Source organism: Paenibacillus sp. 7516, from assembly GCF_002272715.1.
Taxonomy (GTDB): domain Bacteria; phylum Bacillota; class Bacilli; order Paenibacillales; family Paenibacillaceae; genus Paenibacillus; species Paenibacillus illinoisensis_A.
On record NZ_NPBI01000006.1, the window covers coordinates 678408 to 704879 of the forward strand.

Annotated in this window: 19 protein-coding genes; 3 read left to right on the forward strand and 16 right to left on the reverse strand. The window is 47.1% G+C overall.

The features are described 5' to 3' along the window. The first annotated feature begins 140 nt into the window (after positions 1–140). A complete protein-coding gene (locus CHI14_RS06345) occupies positions 141–1262 on the forward strand; it encodes an AbrB family transcriptional regulator (RefSeq protein ID WP_249281020.1) in 1122 nt (373 codons plus the stop codon). 112 nt (positions 1263–1374) lie between these two features. On the opposite strand, the gene CHI14_RS06350 is transcribed toward CHI14_RS06345, so the two are convergent. From CHI14_RS06350 to CHI14_RS06420, 15 genes are all read right to left on the reverse strand, one after another. Further along, positions 1375–1578 carry a hypothetical protein gene (locus tag CHI14_RS06350; protein WP_095287547.1) on the reverse strand — a complete coding sequence of 68 codons (204 nt, stop codon included), beginning with the start codon at positions 1576–1578 and terminating at the stop codon, positions 1375–1377. A 76-nt stretch (positions 1579–1654) separates the two neighbouring features. Next, positions 1655–1915, reverse strand: coding sequence for a YkgJ family cysteine cluster protein (locus tag CHI14_RS06355; RefSeq protein ID WP_095287548.1), 261 nt, complete (start codon positions 1913–1915; stop codon positions 1655–1657). A 43-nt stretch (positions 1916–1958) separates the two neighbouring features. Next, positions 1959–2810 (reverse strand): chemotaxis protein, encoded by an 852-nt coding sequence (locus CHI14_RS06360; RefSeq protein WP_095287549.1) that lies wholly within the window; start codon positions 2808–2810, stop codon positions 1959–1961. 228 nt (positions 2811–3038) lie between these two features. Continuing rightward, entirely contained in the window at positions 3039–5054 is a 2016-nt protein-coding gene (gene treP / locus CHI14_RS06365; RefSeq protein ID WP_095287550.1) for a PTS system trehalose-specific EIIBC component, read from the reverse strand. A gap of 29 nt (positions 5055–5083) precedes the next feature. Then, positions 5084–6805, reverse strand: coding sequence for an alpha,alpha-phosphotrehalase (gene treC, locus CHI14_RS06370; RefSeq protein WP_095287551.1), 1722 nt, complete (start codon positions 6803–6805; stop codon positions 5084–5086). A 316-nt stretch (positions 6806–7121) separates the two neighbouring features. Next, positions 7122–8474 (reverse strand): C4-dicarboxylate transporter DctA, encoded by a 1353-nt coding sequence (dctA, locus tag CHI14_RS06375; RefSeq protein WP_095287552.1) that lies wholly within the window; start codon positions 8472–8474, stop codon positions 7122–7124. A gap of 285 nt (positions 8475–8759) precedes the next feature. Next, positions 8760–9452, reverse strand: a complete 693-nt coding sequence (locus tag CHI14_RS06380) for a metal-dependent hydrolase (protein ID WP_095287553.1) — start codon at positions 9450–9452, stop codon at positions 8760–8762. 128 nt (positions 9453–9580) lie between these two features. Beyond that, the gene (locus CHI14_RS06385; protein ID WP_481856389.1) at positions 9581–11290 is read right to left on the reverse strand and encodes a glycoside hydrolase family 13 protein; all 1710 of its coding nucleotides are present in this window, start codon (positions 11288–11290) and stop codon (positions 9581–9583) included. A gap of 171 nt (positions 11291–11461) precedes the next feature. Next, positions 11462–11923, reverse strand: coding sequence for a VanZ family protein (locus CHI14_RS06390; protein WP_095287554.1), 462 nt, complete (start codon positions 11921–11923; stop codon positions 11462–11464). A 39-nt stretch (positions 11924–11962) separates the two neighbouring features. Then, positions 11963–12829: an AraC family transcriptional regulator gene (locus CHI14_RS06395; RefSeq protein WP_095287555.1), complete on the reverse strand. Its 867-nt coding sequence runs from the start codon at positions 12827–12829 to the stop codon at positions 11963–11965. Between the two features lie 180 nt (positions 12830–13009). Continuing rightward, on the reverse strand, positions 13010–15442 hold the full coding sequence (locus CHI14_RS06400) for a glycogen/starch/alpha-glucan phosphorylase (RefSeq protein ID WP_095287556.1): 2433 nt from the start codon (positions 15440–15442) through the stop codon (positions 13010–13012). A 263-nt stretch (positions 15443–15705) separates the two neighbouring features. Next, positions 15706–16809 (reverse strand): glucose-1-phosphate adenylyltransferase subunit GlgD, encoded by a 1104-nt coding sequence (gene glgD, locus CHI14_RS06405; protein WP_095287557.1) that lies wholly within the window; start codon positions 16807–16809, stop codon positions 15706–15708. A gap of 27 nt (positions 16810–16836) precedes the next feature. Beyond that, the gene (locus tag CHI14_RS06410) at positions 16837–18006 is read right to left on the reverse strand and encodes a glucose-1-phosphate adenylyltransferase (protein ID WP_095287558.1); all 1170 of its coding nucleotides are present in this window, start codon (positions 18004–18006) and stop codon (positions 16837–16839) included. 555 nt (positions 18007–18561) lie between these two features. Beyond that, the gene (locus CHI14_RS06415) at positions 18562–19713 is read right to left on the reverse strand and encodes an iron-containing alcohol dehydrogenase (RefSeq protein ID WP_095287559.1); all 1152 of its coding nucleotides are present in this window, start codon (positions 19711–19713) and stop codon (positions 18562–18564) included. 278 nt (positions 19714–19991) lie between these two features. After that, complete coding sequence (locus tag CHI14_RS06420; protein ID WP_095287560.1) at positions 19992–21686, reverse strand: M3 family oligoendopeptidase; 1695 nt, start codon at positions 21684–21686, stop codon at positions 19992–19994. A 706-nt stretch (positions 21687–22392) separates the two neighbouring features. Between CHI14_RS06420 and CHI14_RS06425 the strand changes: the two genes are divergently transcribed. Continuing rightward, positions 22393–23133: a hypothetical protein gene (locus CHI14_RS06425; protein WP_095287561.1), complete on the forward strand. Its 741-nt coding sequence runs from the start codon at positions 22393–22395 to the stop codon at positions 23131–23133. A 136-nt stretch (positions 23134–23269) separates the two neighbouring features. After that, entirely contained in the window at positions 23270–23482 is a 213-nt protein-coding gene (locus CHI14_RS06430) for a cation:proton antiporter regulatory subunit (protein ID WP_095287562.1), read from the forward strand. 88 nt (positions 23483–23570) lie between these two features. On the opposite strand, the gene CHI14_RS06435 is transcribed toward CHI14_RS06430, so the two are convergent. Next, positions 23571–26327 carry a PAS domain-containing hybrid sensor histidine kinase/response regulator gene (locus tag CHI14_RS06435; protein WP_095287563.1) on the reverse strand — a complete coding sequence of 919 codons (2757 nt, stop codon included), beginning with the start codon at positions 26325–26327 and terminating at the stop codon, positions 23571–23573. Positions 26328–26472: the final 145 nt, after the last annotated feature.

Consider the following 26472-nt stretch of genomic DNA (forward strand, 5'->3'; position numbering starts at 1 on the left):
AACATGTCGTAGTTCATTCATAAATAGCGGTTTGTGAGGGACGTATTTTATCATCAGGAGTGATCACCCATGGTTCAGACTATTAATTCAGACTCATACTCACTATCGATACAACCTGATCCAGCAGAAAGATCAAGCGGATGGAACTGATGCATAAGCTCAGTCCCTCCGCCTTTTTCCGGTTCATTCTTAGTCTGAGCGTCTCGGTACTCGGCGGACTTTTGTTCACAGCCATCCACACCCCGATTCCCTGGCTGCTCGGCCCCATGGTATTTATGCTGCTTGGGTCCCAGGTTGTTAAACTGCCGCTCCTATGGCCTACGTCCATCCGGGATTATGGGATTCTGATCGTCGGTTATTCTATCGGGTTGTCACTGACAGCAGATGCATTGCAGGGCATTCTCCACCAGCTTCCCGTGATGCTGCTCATGACCCTGCTGTTGATTGGATTATGTACGTTAACGGCATACATCGCATCCAAGCTAACTGATTTTGACTTCCCTTCTCTCCTGGTCGGTAGTATTCCTGGCGGGTTGTCCCAAATGGTTTCGCTTGCGGAAGAAATGAAGTCCATTAATCTGACGCTGGTCACCTTCCTGCAAGTGACTCGGTTGATCTTGATTGTATTCTGTGTGCCTTTCCTGGTGTTCAGTCCATGGATTGGCGGTGCTGCGGGCGCTGCAGCAGATCCACAAGCGGCCCAGGCTGCGTCATGGATGAATCTCTTTCCGGAGATCCTGCTCTATGGTCCGCTCTGTGTAGCTGGTGCCTGGGTTGCTCGTAAGCTTCGTTTTCCTACAGCGTTTATGCTTGGGCCAATGATTGTTATGTGTGTCATTCATCTGACTACAACAATGCAAACATCACCCTTGCCTTCCTCGTTGCTGAATATTTCGCAGCTGATGATTGGCAGTCATGTGGGTCTCATGCTAAGGCCTCAGCATCTGCAGCGCAAAACACAGACCATTACCCTCGCTGTGCTCAGCAGTGTTCTCCTCATTGCCGGCTCGCTTGGGCTAAGTTATGTACTCATGCAGCTGTTCTCTCTTTCAGCCGCTACCTCCCTGCTCAGCATGGCGCCAGGTGGAATGGATCAGATGAGTATCATGGCTCATGAAGTGAACGCCAACTTGTCCGTGGTTTCGGGGTATCAGCTGTTCCGGATCCTTTTTATTTTCTTCATTGTATCCTCCGTGTTAAAACTGCTTCTTACACACCTGCTGAAGAAAAAAGAAGAGCGTGCTCGTTCCTCCAGATTCTGAGGGACAAGCACACCCAAAAAAGAGTATCCCTTGGTTGTTATCCATGGATACTCCTTTGGTTTGATTTTACACGTTGAACTTGTTTCGTGCAGGGTTCATTCTTCTTAGACACTTATGAGTACATGCGATTATACATCCAGCTGACAAGACCTACTGCAACCACCGCAGCAGCAATCACAAAAACATAATAGCCGGTTTTACTTTTCGATCCAGAAGTTTGCTTATCATAGAAGTCCGAGTTTCGTCGATAGAATCCCATCCACAGTTCAGCGATCATATTCGCTGTCACGACCAGAAATTGTTTGACCAGATGCATTAATCCCATGCTCCTCTCTACGCATATAACTTCCATAATAAGTATAATTACCCTTTTTCAACAAAACAACTTCACGTTAGAATCCGGGTTTCGTTTCTTCCTCCAACCGTTTCAAAATATGAAAAGCCTCCTGATCCGAATCTCCACACATATCAACCGAAGCCTGTAATCCACTGCAAACAGCCGGACGATCCGGATGACCAAAGATGCTGCATCGATTATCGGCTGTCAGTTGTACGCAGCGTACACCTGCCGGTTTACCATCTTCCATGCCTGGTATCGGTGATGAGATGGATATGGCGATACAACATGCGGCACAGCCTGTCCTGCATTCCAAAATAATTCCCCCTTTCCTTCGGTTTCTATCTTGATGCTGAATGTCATTCACGATTCACCCAAGTCCAGGTCCGTGCCAATCCTTGGGCAATCCTGCGGTTCATGGCACTGTTATCGAAGTATCCCCCATGACTGAGCGGATTCCAACTCCCTATCAAGCCACCCGAGTTAATCTCTATATCTTCCTTGACCGCGGCTTCATAAGCCGGATCAATAGGTCTTAAGGGATATCCAAGAATATCGTCCCGATCATAAAAATTAACCCATTCCCCCTCAAGCCCGGGAAAGTACTGCTGTGCCGCCATGGAGGATGGCACCTGAATCGGACTGCTAAAGTCATGATAACGTAGACTCCAGAGAGGCAGCGTCGTTCCGAACGAATAGAAATTGGTTAACGTATCTCCCCGCTCCAGTGCAGAGGTTACATCCACGATCGATGGAACCCGGCTCGATGGAAACTGGAGATCATAAAAAAAATTGCTTGCAATGACAGCACCCAGGCTGTGGGCAATCACGCAGAGTGGAGTTTCGGGACCGTTGCGCTGTGCTAGTGCATGCATGGCCAGGTTCAGGGTGCTGTGTACAGCATCATAATTATGGCCTTGATGCTCAACAGGCTGATAGGCGACGGCATCCGCCAAATAGTGAATAACAAATCTGCGCAGCACCTGATAATTCAACCGCTGAGAGCTTACAAGCTGTTGGAACAGTGCTTCTTCCCTCTCTTCAAAGACTTCTGCCCAGAAGACCGGCTCAATATCCAAGTATTTCTCCGCTGCACCACGCATGACCATCACTTGATCAAATTCCTTATGCAAACGTGAAATCAGCTTATCCGCATAATCATCCTTTTGCATACCCAGTCCATGTATAACCATCACTGCTACACGAGTCATGGCTCTCCTCCTATCGTCCTTATCACTAGGAACTCTCCTCAGAACCATATGAATAATTCATCCGTAACATGCATACACGTGGAGATCAACGATAGTCTATTTCAAATTTTAGTTATATATAGTGTATCATGACCCCAAAGAAAAACGAACCAGTTCCAGGCTCACATACCTGTACTGGTTCGTCTTTAATAGAAGAAAGCGGATAATTTTATTAGCTCAGATGGGCAATTAGCCCTTCAAATGAACGGTTAGTATACCATTGCGATTCGATGAAACGTCACCTGTAGTGACTTCTACCCGATCAACCATATCCTGACCATCCGGAATAATGATTGGTGTAATGAGAGGATATCCAGCAGCTTCAATGACATTACGATCAAATTCGAGCAGCGTCTGTCCCGCTCTTACATGTTCACCAGCTTCGACATGCATGTTGAAGCCCTCGCCTTTCAGCGATACGGTGTTGATTCCAACATGGATCAAAATTTGCAAGCCACTTGCATGTTCCAGAATGACCGCATGTTTGCTCTTGATAACATGTGCAACTTGGGCATCAAACGGGGCGACCACCCGATTGCCTGAAGGTTCAATGGCTACCCCTTCACCCATCTGTTTCTCGGCAAAAGCCGGATCCGGCACCTGGTCCAGTGGAACCGCTGTTCCTGTTAATGGTGCCATGACTTCCAGCGTGTTCACCGGTTCGTCTCCCACTTGTGCGTTTGTGCGTGTGCGTTCTGCTACGGCTGCATTCGTACCAGAAACCGTTGTATTGCTCGCGGAGACTGGTGTTGTTTTGCTTCCGGTTACCGCTTCAGCATTAGTACTGCGATCTTGCTTTCTCAATTTCGCTCTGCCGAAAATTACCGTCAGGACGAATGGAACGATGAGCACAATCGCCATGCCGATGAAGAATACTCCCCATTTGTTCGGGAAAATGGACAGGAATCCGGGAACCCCGCCTACACCGATGGAAGTCGCCTGAACATTATTCATGGTCAACAGAACGCCACCAATGGCTGAACCAACCATACCGAAGATAAACGGATAACGATAACGGATGTTTACCCCGAAGATTGCAGGCTCTGTAACGCCGAGGAAAGCTGATACGGACGAAGTAGCCGCAAGTCCTCGCATCTTCTGTTCGCGCAGAACAAGCATCATCGCAAGCGCTGCAGAACCTTGGGCGATATTGGACAGCGCCAGCATCGGCCACAAGAAGGTACCTCCCTGACTACCAATCAATTGCACGTCTACCGCCAGGAACGTATGGTGCATACCGGTAATAACCAGCAATGCATATAGACCACCATAGATTAGACCACCAAGCGCAGCATAGGATTCATAAATATAGATCAGGCCTGATGTAATCGCATTCGCAATAGCGAACGTAACCGGACCAATGATGGTAAACGCAAGGAACCCGGTAATAAGCAATGTTACAGGGGCAACGACAAGCAGCTTGACGGAGTCATGCACTCGTTTGTTCAGGAAAATCTCAAGTTTGGCCAGCAGGTAAGCCGAAACCAATACCGGCAGAACCTGGCCTTGATAACCAATTTTCTCAATGTGCCAGCCGAAGAGATTCCAGGTCGGCACGGTGCCTTCATTTACTGCATTCGCATAGCTGTAGGCACTCAGCAGGTCAGGGTGTACCAGAATCAACCCAAGCACAATCCCGAGCAGCGGGCTTCCGCCGAATCTTTTTACCGCTGCCCAACCAATTAAGGCAGGCAGGAAGGTGAAGGCTGTGCTTGCAATGGTATTAATGATGGACGCGAGATCCTTCCATGCAGGGTAGACATCAACCAGCGATTGTTCATCAAAGAATATGCCCGGCCCTGTCAAAATATTGTTGATTCCGAGCAGAAGACCTGCCGTAATAATGGCAGGCAGGATTGGAATAAAAATGTCCGACAGCGTTTTGATTGCGCGCTGAATCGGATTTTGCTTTTTGCCGGCAGCTGCCTTCACATCGTCCTTGGACGCACGGTCGCCGCCTGTAATCTGGATCATCTCATCATATACCTTATCGACAAGGCCAGGTCCGATAACAACCTGGAATTGTCCTTGTGATGAAAATTGCCCTTTGACCAGGTCATTCTGATCCAGACCTTCAGTATCCACTTTACTCTCATCATACAAGGCGAACCGGAGTCGTGTGACGCAGTGCGTCGCAGCTTCGATATTTTCTTTTCCACCGACAGCCCGTACGATCTCCTCAACCTGTTTTCTATCGATTGCCATATTGTCACTTCCTATCTAGATAATGTGAATTAGTCCTGTTGTGGTACAAGCCACATATAAGATGCGTACGGGCTGAGTGAGATGACCTGACCCAGAGCAGGTGCCTCCTCTGTGTTGCCAATGAGCAATTCAGCCGTTTTACCCGATACGTGATCGTTCCAGACCGCTGCTGGGAGTGAGAAGGATACCTCTCTCTTGCTGAAGTTGGACACAACGATCAGTGTTGCATTTCCATTTGTCCGGGCATAAGCGAATACCTCGGGATGTGCATCATCCAGGCGTTCATACAAACCGTCCGTAAGTACGGGAACCTGTTTGCGAAGTGCGATGAGCTTGCGGTAGTGATAGTAGATCGAATTCGGATCAGCCAATTGTTCAGCTACGTTTGTCGAAGGATAACGTTCATCTACTTTGATCCAAGGTGTACCTGTTGTGAATCCAGCGTTCTTGCTGTCATCCCACTGCATCGGTGTACGGGAGTTGTCTCGGGAGCGCTCTTTCACGATGGCAAAGGCTTCTTCCGCTGATTTTCCGCGTTCTTCCTGAAGCAAACGGTACATATTCGTGGATTCAATATCACGGAATTCGCTTACGTCATTCCAGACGGGATTCGGCATTCCGATCTCTTCACCTTGATACACATAAGGCGTGCCCTGCATGCCATGGATGGTTGTTGCCAGCATTTTGGCACTCTCGGCACGATAGTCTCCATCATCTGCGAAACGGGACAGTGCTCTCGGCTGATCATGGTTGTTAAGGAAGAGTGCGTTCCAGCCTCCACCTGCCTGCATTCCTGTCTGCCATTCACTGAACAAGTTTTTCATCGCTTCAAAATCATAAGGCATCAATTCCCATTTCTGCCCATTCGGATAATCCACCTTGAGGTGATGGAAATTGAATGTCATTGAAAATTCACGGGAAGCCGGATTCGAGTAGCGGATGCAATGTTCCAGTGTTGTGGAAGACATCTCTCCAACCGTTACCATGTTATAAGGACCAAATACTTCCTCATACATCTCGGTGATATATTCATGAACACGTGGTCCGTCCGTATAGAACTTCCGTCCATCGCCTGGTCCTTCGCTGCCGTCATCATTCGGGAAACGCTGATCCTTGGAGATCAGGTTAATGACGTCCATCCGGAAGCCATCTACTCCCTTTTCAGCCCAAAACTTGATCATGTCCCTTACAGCCTTGCGAACCTGTTCGTTTTCCCAGTTCAGATCGGCCTGGGTTTTGTCAAACAAAGTCAGGAAGTACTGACCTGTCTGCTCGTCGTACTGCCAAGCCGGTCCGCCAAACTTGGACTGCCAGTTGTTCGGTACGCCGCCGTCCGGAGCCGGATCTTTCCAAATGTAATAATCCCGGTATGGATTATCCTTGGATGAACGCGCTTGCTTGAACCATTCATGTTCGGTTGACGAGTGGTTCACCACAATATCGATCATCAGTTTCATGTCACGAGCTTTCAGGCCCTTCAATAATTCATCAAAATCTTCCATCGTACCAAAGTCCGGATTAATCTCATAATAGTCCGCTACATCGTAACCATTGTCATTCTGCGGAGATACATATACCGGCTGCAGCCACACAATATCAATTCCGAGGTGCTGCAAATAATCGAGCTTCTCGGTCAGCCCCCGAATATCCCCGGTACCTGAACCCGTGGTGTCGTTGAAGCTCTTGGGATATACCTGATACACCGTGGAGGTTCTCCACCACGATGAGGAAGTTGTATCGTTTGAACTCATGTTAACGCCTCCAATAAGTTGTATTGCACATGATCAAGATCTCAGTTAACTACATTTCTATATTACATAAGTAAACATGTATATACAAGTTGAAACTGCAATATACCTAGAATATTCCTCTTCTACACATTCCCCATTAATAATCGCTCTGTAACATAAATTTGCAGGTTTGCGTTTGACAACTCCCTGATACATGTATTGGTGAACGCAAATAAACGTCTGCTTGCGCAGTGATAGCACTGCAAAAACAGACGCCTTTATGGTTGGCAGGTTCCCCTTGTAAGGGGGTGTCCTTGGAATCAAGACTCTGGCCTTTCTAAAGCAATTCGGGCGATACGGCTCTTTTCCCTTGTTCAGACCTATGTACTGGCATTGATGATAGCGAGGCCTGTTCTTCACGTTCCAGTTCAGCGGCGCTGATCTCACCCGAAAGAACTGCGCGCATGCGCTTCTGATCCAGCAGGCCTTCCCATTTCGCTACGACGAAAGCGGCCACACAATTGCCCATCAGATTAGTGAAGACACGCATCGTGTCCATGAAACGATCTGCTCCAAGCAGCAGGGCTACCGCTGCAATCGGGAATGCATTGAGCGCAGCGGCAGTAGCCGATAATGCAAGAAAGGCAGAACCCGGAACACCAGCCATCCCCTTAGAGCTTAGCATTAACACGAGCAGGATTGTGATCTCTTGTCCGAGCGTCAGGTCGATACCTACGGCTTGGGCCAGAAATACGGTTGCAAGGGAAAGATAGATTGAAGCACCATCCAGATTGAACGAGTACCCTGTCGGAACAACGAGACCAACGACTGCTCGGTTACATCCCGCTTTCGTTAGCTTATCCATCATACGGGGCATAACCACTTCGGATGAACCTGTTCCAATCGCCAGCATGACTTCAGAACGGGTATATTTTACAAATTGTAAAAAGTTAAGTCCGGTGATCCACCAAGCCGCAAGTGCAAGCATTATCAAGAACAACAACGCCGCTCCATAGCAGGCAATAATAAGCATTCCGAATGAGGAGAGCGTGGAGGCTCCATACGCTCCAACCGTGTAGGCCATAGCACCAAATGCACCAATTGGAGCAAGTTTCATGATGTACCCAATAATCCGGAACAGAATTCCCAGTATATTTTCAATCAATGTGAGCACATTTTCCTTTGCTTTGTTCTCGGTTGCCGCCAGAGCCACTCCAAACAGACAGGCTACAAGCAGTACTTGCAATAATGCATTTTGTGCGAAAGCATCCACAACACTGGTCGGAATGATGTTCATGATAAAATCGACCACATGCGGCAGCTCGGATCCGTTCGTTTTGGCTTCAATGCCGCTTGCATCAAGTGTTGAGGGATCAACGTTCATGCCTGCACCGGGACGGAGCAGGTTGGCTGTACCGAGACCCAGGACGAGAGCAATCGTCGTTGCAATTTCGAACCATATAATCGCTTTGAGTCCGATTCGCCCAACCGACTTCAGATCACCAATTTTGGCAATACCTGTAACGATCACCATGAAAATAAGAGGTGCAATAATCATTTTAATCAATTTGATGAAGCCTGTTCCAAACGGTTGCAGTAAGCTGCCCAAATCAGGCCACAAGATACCTACACCTATCCCAATGATCACCGCCACAATAATTTGGAAAAACAATGATTTCATAAATGACATGAACGTTCCCCCTATTTTCCGTTCCATTCGGAACGTTGTTTACGTGTAGTTTTTTATAACATCCCCAACCAGCCTGCAACAATGAAAATTCAATATTTTTGTTATATGTACCAACTTCAAGCCCACTTTTTGAACCTGAAACCGAAAAAAAGCGAATATCACGTCAGTTATCATAACGTGATATTCGCCTTTGGACGGATATTCATTTTTTATAAGAGATCGGTTCATGCGCAAAAAAGATTATATTTCATGTACATGAAGTGTATTATGAATCATTCAATTCAATTAAAGCGTGATTGATTCGCCTGGTGCAAGGACTTGGCCTTTCAGTCCTTTGGCAGCAAGTTGCTGTACAAACTTCTCAGAATCCTGACGGATTACCGGGAATGTATCATAATGCACAGGAATGGTCAGTTTCGCGTTAAACCATTCTGCAGCTTGCAGTGCGTCTTCAGGGTCCATAGTGTAATGCCCGCCAATCGGCAGAAAAGCAACGTCAATCTGATGGCGGTCACCAATCATTTTCATATCGCCGAACAAGCTTGTATCTCCGGCATGCAGAATGGTTTTACCGCCTATGTTAATGATAAATCCCGCAGGCAGTCCTGCGTACATGATCCGCTGTTCCTCTTCAAGCACAATCCCCGAAGTATGAAATGCCTGAATCATTTTGGCCTGAGCAAAGTCCAGATCTACTGTTCCGCCCATATTCATGCCAATGGTGTCCAGCCCTTTCCAGGACATATATGTAGCCAGTTCCACGATCGCGACGACTTTGGCATTATTTGCCTTGGCAATCGGTTCGGCGTCGAGAATATGATCCATATGTGCATGCGTCAGCAAAACGGCATCGGTTTTGATGTCTTCCGGCTTGGTCACGGCCAGTTCATTGCCGCGCAGGAACGGATCGATAATTAAAGACTTTTCCTCCGTACCCAATTGTACGCTGGAGTGTCCGTGGTACGTTATTTTCAACATTTTAATTCCTCCTGACGATTGGATGTGAGCAATCTCATTTCACAATTCCGCTGCGTTCACATCCATCTTGATGGCATTTACCTACTTTATTATAAATCAAACTGTTTGCGGGAAGCAAAATGTCGCCTTCAGGATTGCAAACGGTAGACTCTGGCTTCATAGGGTTGCAGCAGAATGGTACCTTCATCCGTTGAATACCGTCTTTTCACATTGCTGATGACCAGCTTCGCACGTTCCTCTGTCCAGCCTTCTGGCCAGTGCATCTCCGGTTCATGTCCTCGAAAATTAAGGATTATGAGCATCTTCTCGTCATCCAGCGTACGTGTATAGGCATAAATGTCCGGATCATCCGGCAAGAGCAGTTCATACTCACCGTAGATCAGCACTTTGCTCTTCTTCCGGAGGGCAATTAGCTTGCGATAATAATGCAATATGGATCCGGGGTCATTTTCGGCAGAAGCCACATTGATCTCTGTGTAGTTATCGTTGACCTGAATCCAAGGCTCGCCTTCCGTAAACCCTGCATGCTCCGTGTCATCCCATTGCATGGGTGTACGTGCGTTATCCCGGCTTTTCAGCCAGATCGCCTTCATAATGTCATTTTTGTCCCGCCCTTGGGCGATATAATGCCGGTAATAATTCATCGTTTCAATGTCTCGATACTGCTCGATATTCGGAAATGCGACGTTCGTCATGCCGATCTCCTCACCTTGATAAATGTAAGGCGTTCCTTCAAGTGTGAGCATCCAGGTAGCCAGCATCTGGGCAGACCGAACCCTGTAACGGCCGTCGTCTCCGAAACGGGAAACCGGGCGCGGCTGATCATGATTGCCCATATAGTTGGCATTCCAGCCTCTGCCGTGCAGGACCGTCTGCCAGCGGCTCATGATTTCCTTCAATTCGGTCAGCTTCCACTCCCTGTAATTCCACTTCCCTATCCCGGAAGATTTGGCGTCCACAAACATATGCTCAAACTGAAACACCATATTCAATTCGTTGCGATCTGTTCCCACGTAAGCAAGAGCCTGCTCCGGACCCAGACCTGAAGTTTCTCCGACGGTCATGGGGCCATACGGCTTCAGAATCATGTCGTTTAACTTGTTCAATATGGAATGTACTTGCTCCAGGTTGGAGAAGAGCTGATATGCTGGGACAACCGGCAGATTGTCAGGATTATGTGCACTAGGCAGTCCTTCAGCCTTGGCAATATGGGCTACCGCATCAAAACGGAACCCGTCCACCCCTTTTTGCAGCCACCAATGCACCATTTCGTACATCTCCTCGGCCATTTGAGCATTGTTCCAATTCAGGTCAGGCTGATGCTCGGAGTACAAATGCAGATAGTATTCATTCGTTTCGGGATCATGCTTCCACACGGACCCGCCGAAATAAGATTCCCAGTTATTCGGAACCTGACCGTTTTTACCTGATCGCCATATGTAATAATCCCGCTTGGGGTTCACCTTGGAAGAACGGGATTCGGCAAACCAGGCATGCTCATCCGATGTGTGATTCAGCACCAGATCCATCATGATTTTGAGCCCTCTGCTGTGAGCCGCTTCGAGTAATCGGTCAAAATCCTCCATCGTGCCGAATTTGTGCATAATGGCATAGTAATCGCTGATATCATAACCGTTATCATGTCCGGGAGACTCATAAATGGGACAGATCCAGATGACGTCGATCCCCAGATCCGTCAAATAATCAAGCTTTTCATAAATGCCCTGCAAGTCACCGTGACCATCACCATCCGAATCCTTGAAACTGATGGGATAGATCTGATATACAACACTCTCTTTCCACCACACGATGTGGATCACCCCGTTTCCGCTCTTCACTAATTTTTGTCCGCACATTCCCATTATTCCGATATCTGTCATGAACATAGGTCATATAGGTACTGAACAACCCGTTAATATGTTTTATCCGAAATGCCGTCTGTATAAACACAAACGTATCCCGAAGCACACAAAAAAGACCAAAATGAATCCCGCCTGAGTGGCAGACTTCTATTCTGATCTCCTTGTCTTCATGAACTGTATAAACAGACGAAATGCAATATAACCGATCCAGGCACCTAGGGTATTGAGGATGATATCATCCACGTCAAACGAACCCACACGTAAAACCAGTTGCGCCAATTCAACGGCAAGCAGCAGCATAATAACGGTCGTTGTAAATTTCAACCCCGTTCGGAATGGACGGAACAACCACGGAATCCATATGCCTAGTGGAATAAACAATACGATATTACCGAACAGGTTTTTCACCCAGGCCTCCGTACTGTATCTTTCCCTCTCTAGTAACAAGGGTCCGATCGTCTCAAGTGGAACCAGATTGTATTGATAACGCTCCCCTGAGACCCTTCCATGGATAAATAACAAATTCCCCATATTCCATAAGTACACTATTGCAAAAACGGCAACCAAAACCACGATCCAGGGCTTGTATATTCCCCTACCTTTTTGCATGACTTTATCCTCCGGATTGATTACCGCAGCGCGGCTTCCTTATTTTACCGGAATATAGATCTTCATGTCCAACTGCTCAGGGGTGGATTTCCACACATCGGTTATCTCAAAATCAGGGCCTTCCCTGCGTTCATAATTGGATTGGGGCAGCCAGCTGCCATAAATCATCTTGCGGATATCCTGTCCGGAACCATCCACTGTGAATTCGGCGTACAATCCACCCGGGATCTCAAATGCTGTATAACCTGGTTGAAGTAGTGCCTTGCCAGATGAAGTTTCCTCACCAACAAGAAATGTGAATGCACCATCATCCTCAAACTGACAGGCGACACCATAGGCCAAATCAGGACGTGCTCGTTCAGGGATATTCATAAATTTCTGTTCTGAACCAAAATCATGATAGAATCCCGGAATTTCGTTATAATGCTGGTCGTTATTCAAATTCGTGTGGTAAGCGTAGCCTATGATCTGGATGGCCTCCATGGTTACAAGGCGTGGTTTGTTCATGGTAAACTCTCCTCCCAGCCGGGTACGATAGTCATTAAAGTCAATACTCTGCTGAATCTTAGCAGAAGCAGGCAGCTCATTCAGCTTGCGAAAGCGGGCCGGTGTCGTCCCCCAATGGGCAGTGAATGCTCTGGTGAAAGCTTCCTGCGAATGATATCCCCACTTCAAGGCCACATGGAGGATGCCATCTGCCGAGTCCACCAATTGCCGAGCTGCTTCTGTCAGTCTGCGCTTGCGCACATATTCAAGTACGGTAAACCCGGTGATCGCCTGGAATAAACGCTGAAAATGAAACGCGGAAAAACCCGCGGCTGCCGCTGCCTCCCTCATGTTGAATTCATCTTGCAAATGCTCCTCAAGATACCCAATGGCCCGTTGTATTTGCGAGTAATGATCCATAACGAGTAATTTCCCTTTCTTCGTAGAAATAGAGATGAATGCTGTCCCCTTGATTTGATTATCACTTATCGGAAGTTTATTTTTTTGATATTGCGTGCGGTATTAAACCCTTTTTCCAATAAAAATAACACAACAAAGTCCCCTTGCTTCAAGGGGACTTCATCTCCTGACTTATTTACATTAGCCCTTCCAGTGTCCCGAAACCGGATGAATCCCCCAGATATCGGTAGCATATTCGCTAATGGTACGGTCACTGGAGAAAATACCGGATTGCGCCGTATTCAGAATCGTTTTATGGGACCAGCCGGGCACATCACGATAAGCCTTATCAATGGCCGCGTGGGCATCGGCATAGGCAGCAAAGTCACGCAATACAAAATACTCATCTCCATGTGCCAGCAATGAATCATAGATATCCCAGAATTCGCCTTCACGACAACAGAAAGGTCCTGGATGAACGAGTTGTTCCACTACTTCGCGAATGCGTTCATCCTGCTGCACAATTTCGTTAGGACGATAGCTGCCTGAACGATAATAATCCAGTACTTCATCCGCTCGTAGACCGAAGATAAACATATTTTCTTCTCCAACCTGCTCAGCCATCTCCACATTAGCCCCGTCCATCGTACCAATGGTTAATGCGCCGTTCATCATAAACTTCATATTACCCGTACCCGAAGCTTCCTTCCCTGCAGTGGAGATCTGTTCACTGACGTCCGCGGCCGGAATAATTTTTTCTGCCAGAGAGACCGAATAATTTTCAAGGAAAAATACCTTCAGCCGGTCATTTACCGCCTTATCCTTGTTCACAGTATCCGCGACCGTGTTAATCAGCTTGATGATTTTCTTCGCAAAATAATAACTTGGTGCAGCCTTCGCTCCAAAGATAAACGTACGTGGCACGATATCGAATGACGAGTCATTCTTAAGACGGTTATACAGGTGCATGACATGTAAAATGTTGAGAAGCTGGCGCTTGTAGCCATGCAGCCTTTTCACCTGTACATCAAAAATGGAATCCGGATTAACTGTCGTTCCGGTATGACCCAGAATGTATGCCGCGAGCCGTTCCTTATTTTCGTGTTTGATGGACCTGAACTGCTGCTGGAATGACACGTCACCTGCAAATTCGGCGAGTTCATTCAATCTGCCTGGCTCTGTCATCCATTCACTACCGATCGTATCGGTAATCAGATTGGACAGTTTGGGATTCGCATGCATTAACCAGCGACGATGCGTTATCCCGTTCGTCTTGTTGTTAAAACGCTCCGGATACAAGGCATAGAACGGGGCCATCTCCCGTTCCTTCAAGATTTCGGTATGCAATGCAGCGACACCATTAATGCTGTGACTGCCGACAATCGCCAGATGTGCCATACGAACCTGATCGTTCGCAATGATAGCCAAATGCTGAATACGCTCCTGTTCTCCCGGATAACGATCCAGAAGCATACCGCAGAATCGCTTGTTAATCTCTTCAATGATCATATAAATGCGTGGCAGCAGCTTGCTGATCATGGACACCGGCCATTTCTCCAGTGCCTCACTCAGCGTCGTATGATTGGTATAGGAGACGGTACGCGTTGTAATATCCCATGCTTCATCCCAACCATAACCTTTCACATCAATGAGAATCCGCATCAATTCCGGAATGACCAGCGTCGGGTGGGTATCATTGATGTGGAATGCCACCTTGTCTGGTAACCGGTCATATGAAAGTTCCAGCTTGTTAAATGTACGCAATGCACTCTGCACGCCAGCAGAGCACATGAAGTATTGCTGTTTCAAGCGAAGCAGCTTGCCCTCGTATTGGGAATCGTCCGGGTATAGAAACTCGGAGATCGACTCCACCGACCGGCTGTAATCCAGGTAACCGTAATAGTTCGAAGGGGTATCCATCGAGGTCTCCCTCTTCGGCTCTGCACTCCACAGGCGAAGCGTATTCACATGCGGCTGGCCGTATCCAAGAACCGGAATATCGTAAGGTACCGCAACGACGGATTCCGCATCCTTGGTCACAAAATGATAATGTCCGTCCTGCTCGTAGGCCTCTACCCGGCCCCAGAACTGAACCTCGACCTTTTTGTCCGGGCGTCTTACTTCCCATTCATTGCCCTTATCGAGCCAGTTGTCCGGAAGCTCTACCTGATTGCCACCGATGATTTTTTGCTCAAACAATCCGTATTTATACCGGATACCACAGCCATGGCCAGCGTAGCCGAGGGATGCGAGCGAGTCCAGAAAGCATGCCGCCAAACGGCCCAATCCACCATTACCCAGGCCGGCATCCGATTCCTGTTCCTCAATGTCTTCCAGCGAGAAGCCCAGCTCGGCGAGACTGTCGCGTACGAGTTCCAGTTCATTCACGTTCAGCAAATTGTTGCCCAGCAGACGTCCAATCAGGAATTCCAGCGAGAAGTAATATACCTGTTTATCCTGGCGCTGCTTGAATCCCTGATTCGACGCTGCCCAGTCCTGACCCGCATACTCGCGAATCATGCTACCCAGAACGTGATAGACGTCTTCGTTCGTGGCTTCTTCAAGTGGTTTGCCCAATTTGCTGACCAGATTCCGCCCAAAAATACTCTTGAATGTTTCCTTGTTGTCAAACAAAAGCAGGTTCCTCCCGGTGAAATTCTGTATATTGTGAAAAAATAATGATTACACTGGCCACTACGCTGGCAGAACAACCTTCCGATCACTGTTACCCCCGGATTTCTATGATCTAGTTTCTCAAATGTAGAAATCCGGGGATAAAGGTGAACGCTACGCTTCTCCAGGTTTTTTCTGCCCTCTTCGTTCACGTGCAATTTTCATTTAACCAAATATACAGAATTTATATTTTATTTATAGATGATATCGGTTAACAGCAGGTATTAGATAATAGTACTCTTAGCCAAGATATAAGGGTTCGACGGATCCCCGATGAGCGTCTGTCCACCAGTCAGTTTCACGTCTTTGTCCAGAATGACATTCTCCAGTACCGCATCTTCACCGATGTAACATTTCTGCATGATAATTGAGCCTTTAATTCTGGCTCCCTTCGCTACCTGCACACCCCTGAACAAAATGCTGTTCTCCACTTCTCCGCCCACAATACATCCATTGGCAAGCAGGGAATGTTTGACCTCGGCCGTGTCGAGGTATTTCGCAGGTGCCTCGTATTTAATTTTGGTCTGCACGGGTTCTTCTCTGAAAAGCTGTTCATACAGCCCCGTATTCAACAGCTCCATACTGTTGCGATAATAACTGTCAATGGAATTAATCACAGCGTGGTAGCCCTCATAAGCATATGCCGCAATGTTTAAACCATCCGGATTTTTCTGTATGACATCACGGAAGAAATGGCTCTCGCCATGATCAATACAGCGCTGAACCTGACGCAGGAACAACTCCTTTTTCATGATGAAAATTTCTGTATATATATTCGGGTGATCGGCGCTTTGGTGAATGTCCACCACATTACCGTTCCCGTCATGTTCAACTTTGACACAGGCATCGTGCTCAGGCAGCAGTTGGTCCACTCTTTTGCAAATCAGCGTCACGTCTGCTCCCTTATTCACATGATATCGATAGGCATCCTGCAGATCTACTTTGGTTACATGCCGACTGCCGGCATGAACCACATATTCACCCGAACCGCGGTGAAAGAAATCGAGATTGTTGTGAAAATGCTGCAAATCTCCCTGTGACGTATCCGTTGGATCATTCCAGTCCGGCGGCAGGATGAACATGCCTCCATGCTTGCGATCCAGATCCCAAGGCTTTCCATCACTCAGGTGATCCATTAACGAACGGTATTTGCGGCGGACAAACACCCCAATACTCTCTATGCCCGCATTCATCATATTGGATAATACAAAATCGATTAGACGGTAACGCCCAGCGTAAGGAACCGCGGCTCCGCAGCGAAAGTACGTCAATTCCTTCAATTCCTCAAGTTCATGATCAAGGTTAATAACACCGATTAATGGTTTCATCGCATGCACCGTCCTTTGGGCCTCAGATTAGACTTTAGTTGTCATTCCCTGTTGAAGCTGACGTTCCAATTCTTCATGGTCCACAAGCAATACGTCACTTTCATCCTCAGGCGCAGGGGATAGGTAGGCTCCATCCGGAATGACCAGCCCTTCCGCAATGATCGCTCTGTGAATGCGGACATTCTTCCCAATCTTCACCCGTGGCATGACGACAGAATCAATGACGGAACTGTGCTCTCCAACCTCCACCCCGTAGAACAGTATCGAGTGGTTAACCTCTCCATGTACGATGCTGCCTTCACTTATAATGCAATTCCGCACCTTCGCTGCAGGTGAAATATACTGTGCCGGCTGATTCGGATTACGGGTGTAAATGCGCCAATTGGGATCATTCAGGTTGAGCGGTGTTTCCTCATCCAGCAGATCCATGTTGGACTCCCACAAACTGCGGATGGTACCTACGTCTTTCCAATAGCCTTCAAAAGGATACGCGTATAAGGATTTTTCATTTTCAAGCAATAAGGGAATGATGTCTTTGCCAAAGTCGTATGAGGTGGATGCCTCTTGTTCGTCCTGAATCAGGAAACGTTTCAGTACATCCCACTTGAAGAGATAAATACCCATGGAAGCAAGTGTGCTTTTGGGTTCAGGAGGCTTTTCTTCGAATTCGTAGATGCGGTAATCATCGTGGGTGTTAAGCAGCCCAAACCGGCTGGCTTCTTCGAGCGGAACATCAATGACCGATATGGTGCAATCCGCGTCCTTTTCCTTGTGATACCTGAGCATTTTTTCATAATCCATTTTGTAAATGTGGTCCCCTGAAAGGATGAGTACATGCTCTGGATCGAATTGTTCAATAAAATTCAGGTTGCGGTAAATCGCATCTGCTGTGCCCCGGTACCAGTTACTCCCGTCTTCACGTTCATGCGGAGGAAGGACGTATACCCCGCCATTTTTGCGGTCCAGATCCCAATCGCTGCCGATGCCGATATATGAGTGTAGTACCAGAGGTTCGTATTGTGTTAATACTCCAACGGTGTCGATGCCTGAATTGGAGCAGTTGCTTAGAGGAAAATCAATAATCCGGTATGTCCCTCCAAAATATACAGCTGGCTTCGCCAGTGATTTGGTCAACCCTTTTAACCTTTTGCCTTGCCCTCCTGCGAGCAGCATCGCTACAACTTCTTTTTTTGCCATCATTACAGCCTCCTCCACGCGCATTCTTTCTGGTACATTTCAGAGCCCATAATCCAATATTCTGTTGTTTGGACGCTGTTGTCATGATTAGGAGCACGCTGTACAGACAAACCATATCCATTGATATCGCAATCTCGCCCGAGACTGTAGCGGAACGTAATTCATTGTTATGTCTGAGTAGGATGATCATAACAGAGTAGCCTTGACTTGCCGTGCAGAGGTGATTGGTGGAATTGAAATTAAGATGTACCCCGTGAGAAATGCAATCCATTATCCCTAATTAACATTAAACACGAAACGGGCTGGGGAATCTTGCTGGGAAACGTAAGACAAAAGTTCAGGCTGACATCACTCCTTTTTGATGCTGCTGTGATTAGATTATTGTATTCGCTGTAGGGATTCAAAATCCTTTTGCATTTGTACGATTGATTAAAATGGAAAAATAAGTAACTCCTCACCTTGGAGCATGACAAAAAGCCAGGACTGTACCCGGCTCATCGCCTGCTCCATTTATCGTTTGTGAAAAAATACTGTTCCTCGTGTTGATACTCGTATCTAAATAATTTTGCGAAAAAGCTCCATCACTTCTTCTCGCGAAGGCTGATATGGATTACCGGGGGCGCAGGCGTCTTTCATGGCATTATCTGCAAGCAGCTCGAGATCGGGATCCGTCACGCCCAGCTCGGACAATCTCTCGGGAATGCCCACTTCCCTGGAGAGCTGGCGAATAGCGTCAATGACAAACATGGAGCACTCTTCATCACTTCTATCCTTCACATTCATGCCGATGGCTTTGGCGATATGCCGGAATTTGCCGGGCACATGCTTCGCGTTCATCTCCTCCACATGAGGGAGCAGCATGGCGTTACATACGCCGTGCGGCAGATCGTACACACCTCCAAGTTGATGTGCCATGGCATGCACATAGCCGAGACCCGCATTATTAAAAGCCATTCCTCCCAAGAAGCAGGCATAGGTCATGTGCTCCCTGGCTTCAAGATCGCTCCCGTCTCTGACCGCTCGCGGCAAATATTCAAAGATCAGTTCAACCGCTGCTGCAGCGGTCGCACTGGTCACTGTGAATCCACCAGGCGTCACCATCGCTTCCACCGCATGGGTCAGAGCATCCATGCCTGTTGCAGCAGTCAGACTGGCTGGCTTGCTGAGCATCAATTCCGGATCGTTCACTGACAGAGAAACCAGACTGTTTCGATCCACCATTACCATTTTCACCTTGCGTTCCTCATCCGTAATCACGTAATTAATGGTCACCTCACTCGATGTACCGGCAGTTGTATTGATCGCAACAAGCGGTACAGATTTATGATGCGATTGATGCAATCCTTCGTAGTCCCGAATATGTCCACCATTGGTAGCGACAATGCCGATGGCTTTCGCTGCGTCCTGAGGTGAACCTCCGCCTATCGATATAATGGCATCACATTCATGTTCCTGATACACTTTGAGACCTTCATGCACATTGTGACACGTAGGATTGGGCTGTACTTCATCATATACCACGTAGTCTAGCCCTGATTTTCTTAATATAGACAGTACTTGCTCAGCTACACCGGAAGAGATCAGCTGCCGATCGCTGACCACCAGTGCTTTACGAATATCCATGTCCTGAATCATCTTGCCTGCTTCCTGTAAACATCCCCTGCCCATCAAGTTCACGGGCGGAACATAATAAGCATGTGTTGCCATCTGAACCAGCCTCCTGTAACCCCTGATTTACTGTCTTTATTGTACCTGAATCCGTTTTCAGATATAGTGAAATAAATCACATTCAGTGCAGAAATGTTACACTTCCCCTTTCCTAATGCGGATTCTCCCTTCCCTTTTTATTTCACAAGGTTAGCTGCGTGCAAAAAAAAACGGCCTGAAACCAGAGGTTTCAAAGCCGCTTTTTATGAATGTTGTTATCCTATCATTTACGATCAACATGGTATGGAGCGATTGGTATTTGTTTGCATAAACCTTGCTTACAGCGCTTTATCGTCTACCCCATCCAGCCACGCTTCAATATCACCGATTACAGAAGAGACACAGCCATCCTCAAACGGGGAATTAAGACCAGCCAGTTCAACCAATCCTGTGAAGGAGAGGCTTCCTCCCGCTTTGCACAGGGTCAGATAGTCGGCCCATGCAGACTTCATATCCTCGTTACTGCGTTTCCAGAACTGGAAGGCACAGATCTGAGCCAGCGTATAGTCGATGTAATAGAACGGCGAGGAGAAAATGTGCCCCTGCTTGTGCCAGAATCCACCTTGCTCCAGATAGGCATTATCCTTGTAGTTGATGTGTGGCAGGTACGTTTTCTCAATGTTGCGCCATGCCTGTTTGCGCTCAGTCGGTGTTGCATCCGGGTTGGCATAGACGAAGTGCTGGAATTCATCCACGGCAACGCCATAAGGAATAAAGAGCAAACCGGAGGACAGGTGATCAAACTTGTATTTGTCCGTATCTTCCTTGAAGAACAATTCCATCCACGGCCATGTGAAAAATTCCATGCTCATGGAATGAATCTCTGCCGATTCGTAAGTCGGCCAGTTGTATTCCGGCACCTCAAAGTGACGGCTCTCATACACCTGGAACGCGTGACCGGCTTCGTGTGTCAGGACATCGATATCCCCGGATGTACCGTTAAAGTTCGAGAAAATAAACGGTACTTTATAATCATTCAGGAAGGTGCAATATCCACCGCCCTGCTTGCCCTTTTTACTAACCAAATCCATCAGTTCGTTCTCCGTCATCATCTGGAAGAATGTATCTGTCTCAGGGGACAGCTCAGCGTACATTTTTTTACCATTCTCAATAATCCAGTCCGGATCCCCTTTAGGAGTCGGGTTACCTGTCTTGAAGCTGAAACCCTGGTCATAAAAATAGAGCGTATCTACATCAATCCGGCTGCGCTGACGCTCTCTGAGCTTGGTGGCTACAGGTACAATATAATCACGAACCTGTGCTCTGAAATTGGCAACCATCTCTGCGTTATAATCGGTACGATTCATGCGATCATAACCAAGTTCCACATAGGATGGATAGCCTAATTTTTTGGCAATTTGCGTACGTACTTTTACAAGCTCATCGTAAATGCGGTCAAATTCCGCTTCGTGCTCAGCCATGAACGCATATCTTGCTTCCGAAGCGCGTTCCCGCATGGAACGATCTGTAGACAGTTCAAACGGATGCAGCTGTGGCAAGGTACGTTCTTCGCCTTCAAACGGAATTTTTGCGGAAGCAATCAATTGATTATATTCTGTGGACAGCTTGTTCTCTTTTTGAAGATCCTCGATAATTTCCGGGCTGAAGGTCTTCAGGGACTGTTCTGCCAGCTGGAACAGCTGAGTTCCCCATTTTTGCTCCAGTTCCGCACGGAATTTCGAATTCACCAGTGCCCGGTAATAATCGGTGATGTACTCTTGAATAATCGGGGAGCTTTCATCCAGAAATTCGTTTTCTGCTTTGTAGAACGTATCATTCGTGTCAATTGAATGACGGATATAGACCAATTGCGCCATGGTCTCAAAATCACTGCGCAATGCGTTAACCTGATCCATAAATCCGCTCTGCTCATCTACCGTAGCCGCAGCTTCGAAACCTTTCAACAACTCACGGAAAGATGTTTTGATTTTTTCCAGATCGGGACGTGTATACGTATATTCACTAAATTTCATTTATGTACACCCTTTCCTGTTAGGCATATTTCGGGAAATATCCCGAGTTGGACTAATCCCTATTATACAAAAGAGCAGCCTAAAAATCCCATCTTTACGAAAAATATTTGTCCATCGGTCAAATTGTGCGACACCTTTCGTTATATATATTACGCGCTTATGTAAGGTACAAACTTATATGTCAGTAACGTATTGTACAGAACATCTGAATAACATCTTGGCAAAACAAATAAACCTGCCTCGCAAACGCGCGAAGCAAGCTTATGGCTTGTCTCATGTCCATGTCATCCATGTCATTTATGGTTTAGCTATTGTCTTTGTCAAGAATCCGAAAGAACCAGCCCATTCCGGCCATTCCCACAACCATTACCGCAATTAGAATAATGATGTATGTCATGAATGTACCCCTCCCTGCATCCGATTGATCAACATACTATTTACAGTTTACACGGTGAAACGCCTTTTGAATTGTCCTAACATTGACAAAAATACGACATCTTTAATTTTAACATAAACTATTATTACACAACTATTGGTTCTGCATCCCATAGATCGTATCGAAATTGTTATCAAGTCAGGATGACTTACCAGAAGTTTCATCTGACATATTTACGGTGTATACTATAAATCTATTAATAAGTAATGGTTTGAATGCAGCTTGTAGCATGGACTTGTGCAAATCGCTTACGTAGAAAGGTTGAAATCAATGTCGTCAACTCGTATTCCCTTACACCATCTATTTCTTACATTAATGCTTGGCCTCATGCTGATTATTCTATCCGCTTGTGCCGATGGAGAAGCCCATCTGACCGTCAACATGGATGGTTCAACCGACCTGGATATCCAACTCGGTGTAACTGAATCCGCGCTCGGAAAGATTGGACAGGACAATCTGATGCCCCTGCTCGAAGAAGCCCTGAAGAAAAACAACTTCCAGGCCGAGGTCGTAGACGACGGAGAACGGAAGCAGCTCTCAGCTACAACCCACTATGAGAAAAGCAATACCGCCGCCAGCTTCGATCTGTCCAAGCTTCCAAAAGGCATCCAGGTTGAGCAGTCCACGGAGCCTGGCTTCTTCACTTCCAGATTCCATGTTACTGCCACCGCTGACCTGATGGAATCCATGCCTGATGGGGAGATTAAGGATCAGATCAACAAGGTGCCAAGCTTTCTTAAAAACCTGCTGCTCAAAGATGTAAACTTCGACTTCAAACTGAGTCTGCCAATCAAAGCTGAAGATTCCAACGCAGACCTGGTTGAAGATCAGGGGAAGACACTGACCTGGCACATTTCTCCCCTCAATTCGAATACACTGGATTTGACGGTACAGGTACCAAACATTCGTAACATTATCATTACCGCAGTCATCGCTTTAATTGTCGTCGCTGTACTGCTTATCTGGTTTTTTGTCCGTCGCAGAGGGACAAGACGCCGCCGCAAGGGATAACTTCACTCGGTTAATGTGAATACTGGAGCATAATTGGATGTTTGACTTGCCAAACCGTGTTATGGATAGTAGAATACATCCGTACTGTGTGAACGGTTAAATTCATTATGGCATAGCTAAAGAGGTGACAGTTTTCATGAATATCCGGGAATGCCCACTGCCTGGTATCGGAGTTAAGTACCAGTTTGATACAAAAAGCGGCAACCAACTGGTTATTATTAAACACGAAGATGGACGCCGCGAATTGTTCTCTGTTGATCCAAGTGATCAGGAAGAACTTACATTGATTGCGGAACTGGAAGATGATGAATGCGTAACCCTCTCCGGGTTGATCGGAGGATGGTCCTGATCCTTTTTGGTTATGGACTATGGTTATAGACCTTTAAAAAACCTGCCCCTTTAACCGGGAGCAGGTTTTTTGATTTCATCTCACTCTTTCATGTATCCAGCATTTTCCGATGAGCCCGGATATAAGGTACCCAGGTGCGCAGTACACGGGTAATTTCGGATGAACTAAACGGCTTGCTGATAAAATCCTGCATTCCGCATTCCAGGCATGCTTCACGATCACTCTCACCCGCAAATGCCGTTATTGCAGCGATGACCGGAATCTCGGGATGGCTTTGTCTTATTTTGCAGGTTGCTTCAATCCCGTCCATGATGGGCATTTTGATATCCATGAAGACGATATCGTAAGATTCCCTTTCGAGTGCGCGCACCGCTTCCTCTCCGTTCTCAACGATATCACAGACTCCGCCCAGCTTACGCAGCAGCTCCTCCATCAGGTGGCTGTTCACCGGCTGATCCTCCGCAATCAAGATGCGAATATTTGCTGCGAGCAGGGATTGATCATCTTCAACCCAAGTATGGTCTGAAGCTTCCATTCCGTCACCAGACTCGTCCTGCCATTTCTCAAGCAGCAGGGTAAAATGAAATTCGGCTCCCTTGCCCATTTCACTATGCACCCCAATCGCACCATCCATTAATTCAACCAGCTTCTTGCTGATTGCAAGTCCAAGACCGGTACCACCATATTTGCGATTAATGGCCGGGTCAAGCTGGGAGAAGGACTGGAACAACTGATGCTGTTTGTCCATGGCGATGCCGATTCCCGTATCCTTTACGACAAAAGAGAGCTGGAGTTTGTTCGGATCACCATCTTCGGGGACATTCACACTCACACGAATTTGAATGCTGCCTTTCTCCGTAAATTTAACCGCGTTGCCCACAAGATTGATCAGAATCTGACGAATTCGGGTTTCGTCCCCTCTGACACGCTCAGGAATCTGGTCAGACATCTCACAATACAGCTCTATATTTTTTTCGGCAGCTTTCAGGGCAAACAGTTCAACAACACTCGCCAGCATTTCCTGGATATCCACGGCGTCGCGTGACAGATCCATTTTACCAGCCTCAATTTTACTGAAATCAAGTATCTCGTTGAGAATGTGAAGCAGTGACTCCCCACTATCGATGATGATCTCAGCGAATCCGGATTGCTCTGCATCGAGCTCTGTTTCTTTTAACAGATGGGCCATGCCCATAATCCCATTCAGCGGAGTACGCAGCTCGTGGCTCATAATCGCAAGAAATTCGGATTTGGCACGGTCCGCCTGTTCGGCTAGCTCCTTGGCACGAATGATGTCATTCACCGAAGTCATATCCCGGAACACCAGCACTCCTCCGCGGGTATTTCCTTGATCCATAATCGGTTTGAGCTGAAATTCCGCGAGGAAGCTTGAACCGTCCTGTCTCCAGAATACAGATTCCGATCTAGGCAAACTGCGACCTTCCCGTACTGCCTTTACAATCGGTGATTCATTGACCGGATAAGGGATTGCCTCGTTTTGCATCTGCAGAATAATCTGCTCGAAGTGTACCCCATTCATCTCGGTGGGACAGAAACCCATCATCTCAGCTGCAGCCGGGTTGGCAAATATCAATGTTCCGTTTTGATCAAGTCCAATCACACCCTCAGACATCGCATTCAGAATTAGGGCACGTTCGTAGCTTAGATTCTCGATTTCTTCCACATATCTTTTGGACTCCGTGATATCACTTGTAATGCCGTACACACCGACAACTCGGTCCTCAAGAATAATAGGAACATTGATCACTCTGGTTTCAATTCGGCGTCCGTCCTGATGAATCAACCCGATCTCATAACTCTGGGCTTCACCTTTGACGGATTCTTCAAAATGGTATCGGGTCTTAGCCAGATCCACGGGATCAATGAGATGATCAAAGGATTGACTGAGCAGCTCGTCCTTGGAATGTCCCGTCAGATGCTCTTGGCTGACATTCGCCTTCAGCAAATTCCCATCCAAATCAAGCGAAGCTACGCCTAACGGATTACAGTCAAAGAGTGATTGATACTCCTGTAGACTCTGCTCCTGCTTCTTGCTCGCCGTAATATCCCGGGTCACTGCAATCATCTCCTGCAGATTTCCCTGCTTGTCATAGATGTAGTGAGTGATCGTATCAGCCCATACCACAGAACCATCCTTATGCAGCAAGCGGTAGTTTATACGGTCTGGTGCAAGACCCTGCATCTGTCCTGCAACATACGCTTCCACGATTGGAATATCGTTCGGATGAATGCAGAACAGTCCGGATTGACCCACGATTTCTTCAGGCTTGTACCCCAGCATCCCAAGACTGGCGGGTGACACATACTTGAAGGTACGTTCCTGATCAGCGTGATGTATGGCAATAAGATCGAGAGAAGATTCCGTAAGGATACGAGAGATTCGGGTGCTCTCTTCCAACTGTTTGCGCTGTTCAATCAAGTGCTGCTCCGCTTCCTTTTGTCTCGTAATATTCGCTGCCTGTACAAGTAAATAAAGAGGATTGTTGTTCTCCTCATCCCTAACAATGCAGGCCCGTATGTTCGACCACAGAAGAGAACCGTCCTTACGCTTTAATCGGACTTCCGTCTCATACATCTGGCTTACCCCATTCGTCATATCCCAGAGGTTGGACCTGAGTCTCTCCATCTCCTGATCTACATCATGGATCATATGTTCAATAGGTGAGTCGATTAGCTCATCTTCACTGAATCCCAGCATTTCACAAAACGCAGGATTAAGCTGAAGCCAACGTCCGTTCACATGCGAAGCAACAGCAATGCCGATTGGTGCATATTTGTAAAGTTGCTCAAACAGAGAGCGGCTCTCTGTAATTGGATTCGACACCGCTTATCCTCCTTTTTTCAAATTATTCTCTAATCCATATTATTCGTAATTAACAGCCTGTGCTGTACATAACTTCATCTATAGAGTAGTACCCCAAATAGGATGATGATTAAACGATATCCACTGAAACTTTTGCATGAATCGA

What these genes read in the sequence shown, in the direction of transcription:
- CHI14_RS06345 (WP_249281020.1), top strand. Translation starts at nt 141, where the DNA reads ATGGAACTGATGCATAAGCTCAGTCCCTCCGCCTTTTTCCGGTTCATT.
- CHI14_RS06350 (WP_095287547.1), bottom strand. Translation starts at nt 1,578, where the DNA reads ATGCATCTGGTCAAACAATTTCTGGTCGTGACAGCGAATATGATCGCT.
- CHI14_RS06360 (WP_095287549.1), bottom strand. Translation starts at nt 2,810, where the DNA reads ATGACTCGTGTAGCAGTGATGGTTATACATGGACTGGGTATGCAAAAG.
- treP (WP_095287550.1), bottom strand. Translation starts at nt 5,054, where the DNA reads ATGGCAATCGATAGAAAACAGGTTGAGGAGATCGTACGGGCTGTCGGT.
- treC (WP_095287551.1), bottom strand. Translation starts at nt 6,805, where the DNA reads ATGAGTTCAAACGATACAACTTCCTCATCGTGGTGGAGAACCTCCACG.
- dctA (WP_095287552.1), bottom strand. Translation starts at nt 8,474, where the DNA reads ATGTCATTTATGAAATCATTGTTTTTCCAAATTATTGTGGCGGTGATC.
- CHI14_RS06380 (WP_095287553.1), bottom strand. Translation starts at nt 9,452, where the DNA reads ATGTTGAAAATAACGTACCACGGACACTCCAGCGTACAATTGGGTACG.
- CHI14_RS06390 (WP_095287554.1), bottom strand. Translation starts at nt 11,923, where the DNA reads ATGCAAAAAGGTAGGGGAATATACAAGCCCTGGATCGTGGTTTTGGTT.
- CHI14_RS06395 (WP_095287555.1), bottom strand. Translation starts at nt 12,829, where the DNA reads ATGGATCATTACTCGCAAATACAACGGGCCATTGGGTATCTTGAGGAG.
- glgD (WP_095287557.1), bottom strand. Translation starts at nt 16,809, where the DNA reads ATGAAACCATTAATCGGTGTTATTAACCTTGATCATGAACTTGAGGAA.
- CHI14_RS06410 (WP_095287558.1), bottom strand. Translation starts at nt 18,006, where the DNA reads ATGGCAAAAAAAGAAGTTGTAGCGATGCTGCTCGCAGGAGGGCAAGGC.
- CHI14_RS06415 (WP_095287559.1), bottom strand. Translation starts at nt 19,713, where the DNA reads ATGGCAACACATGCTTATTATGTTCCGCCCGTGAACTTGATGGGCAGG.
- CHI14_RS06420 (WP_095287560.1), bottom strand. Translation starts at nt 21,686, where the DNA reads ATGAAATTTAGTGAATATACGTATACACGTCCCGATCTGGAAAAAATC.
- CHI14_RS06425 (WP_095287561.1), top strand. Translation starts at nt 22,393, where the DNA reads ATGTCGTCAACTCGTATTCCCTTACACCATCTATTTCTTACATTAATG.
- CHI14_RS06430 (WP_095287562.1), top strand. Translation starts at nt 23,270, where the DNA reads ATGAATATCCGGGAATGCCCACTGCCTGGTATCGGAGTTAAGTACCAG.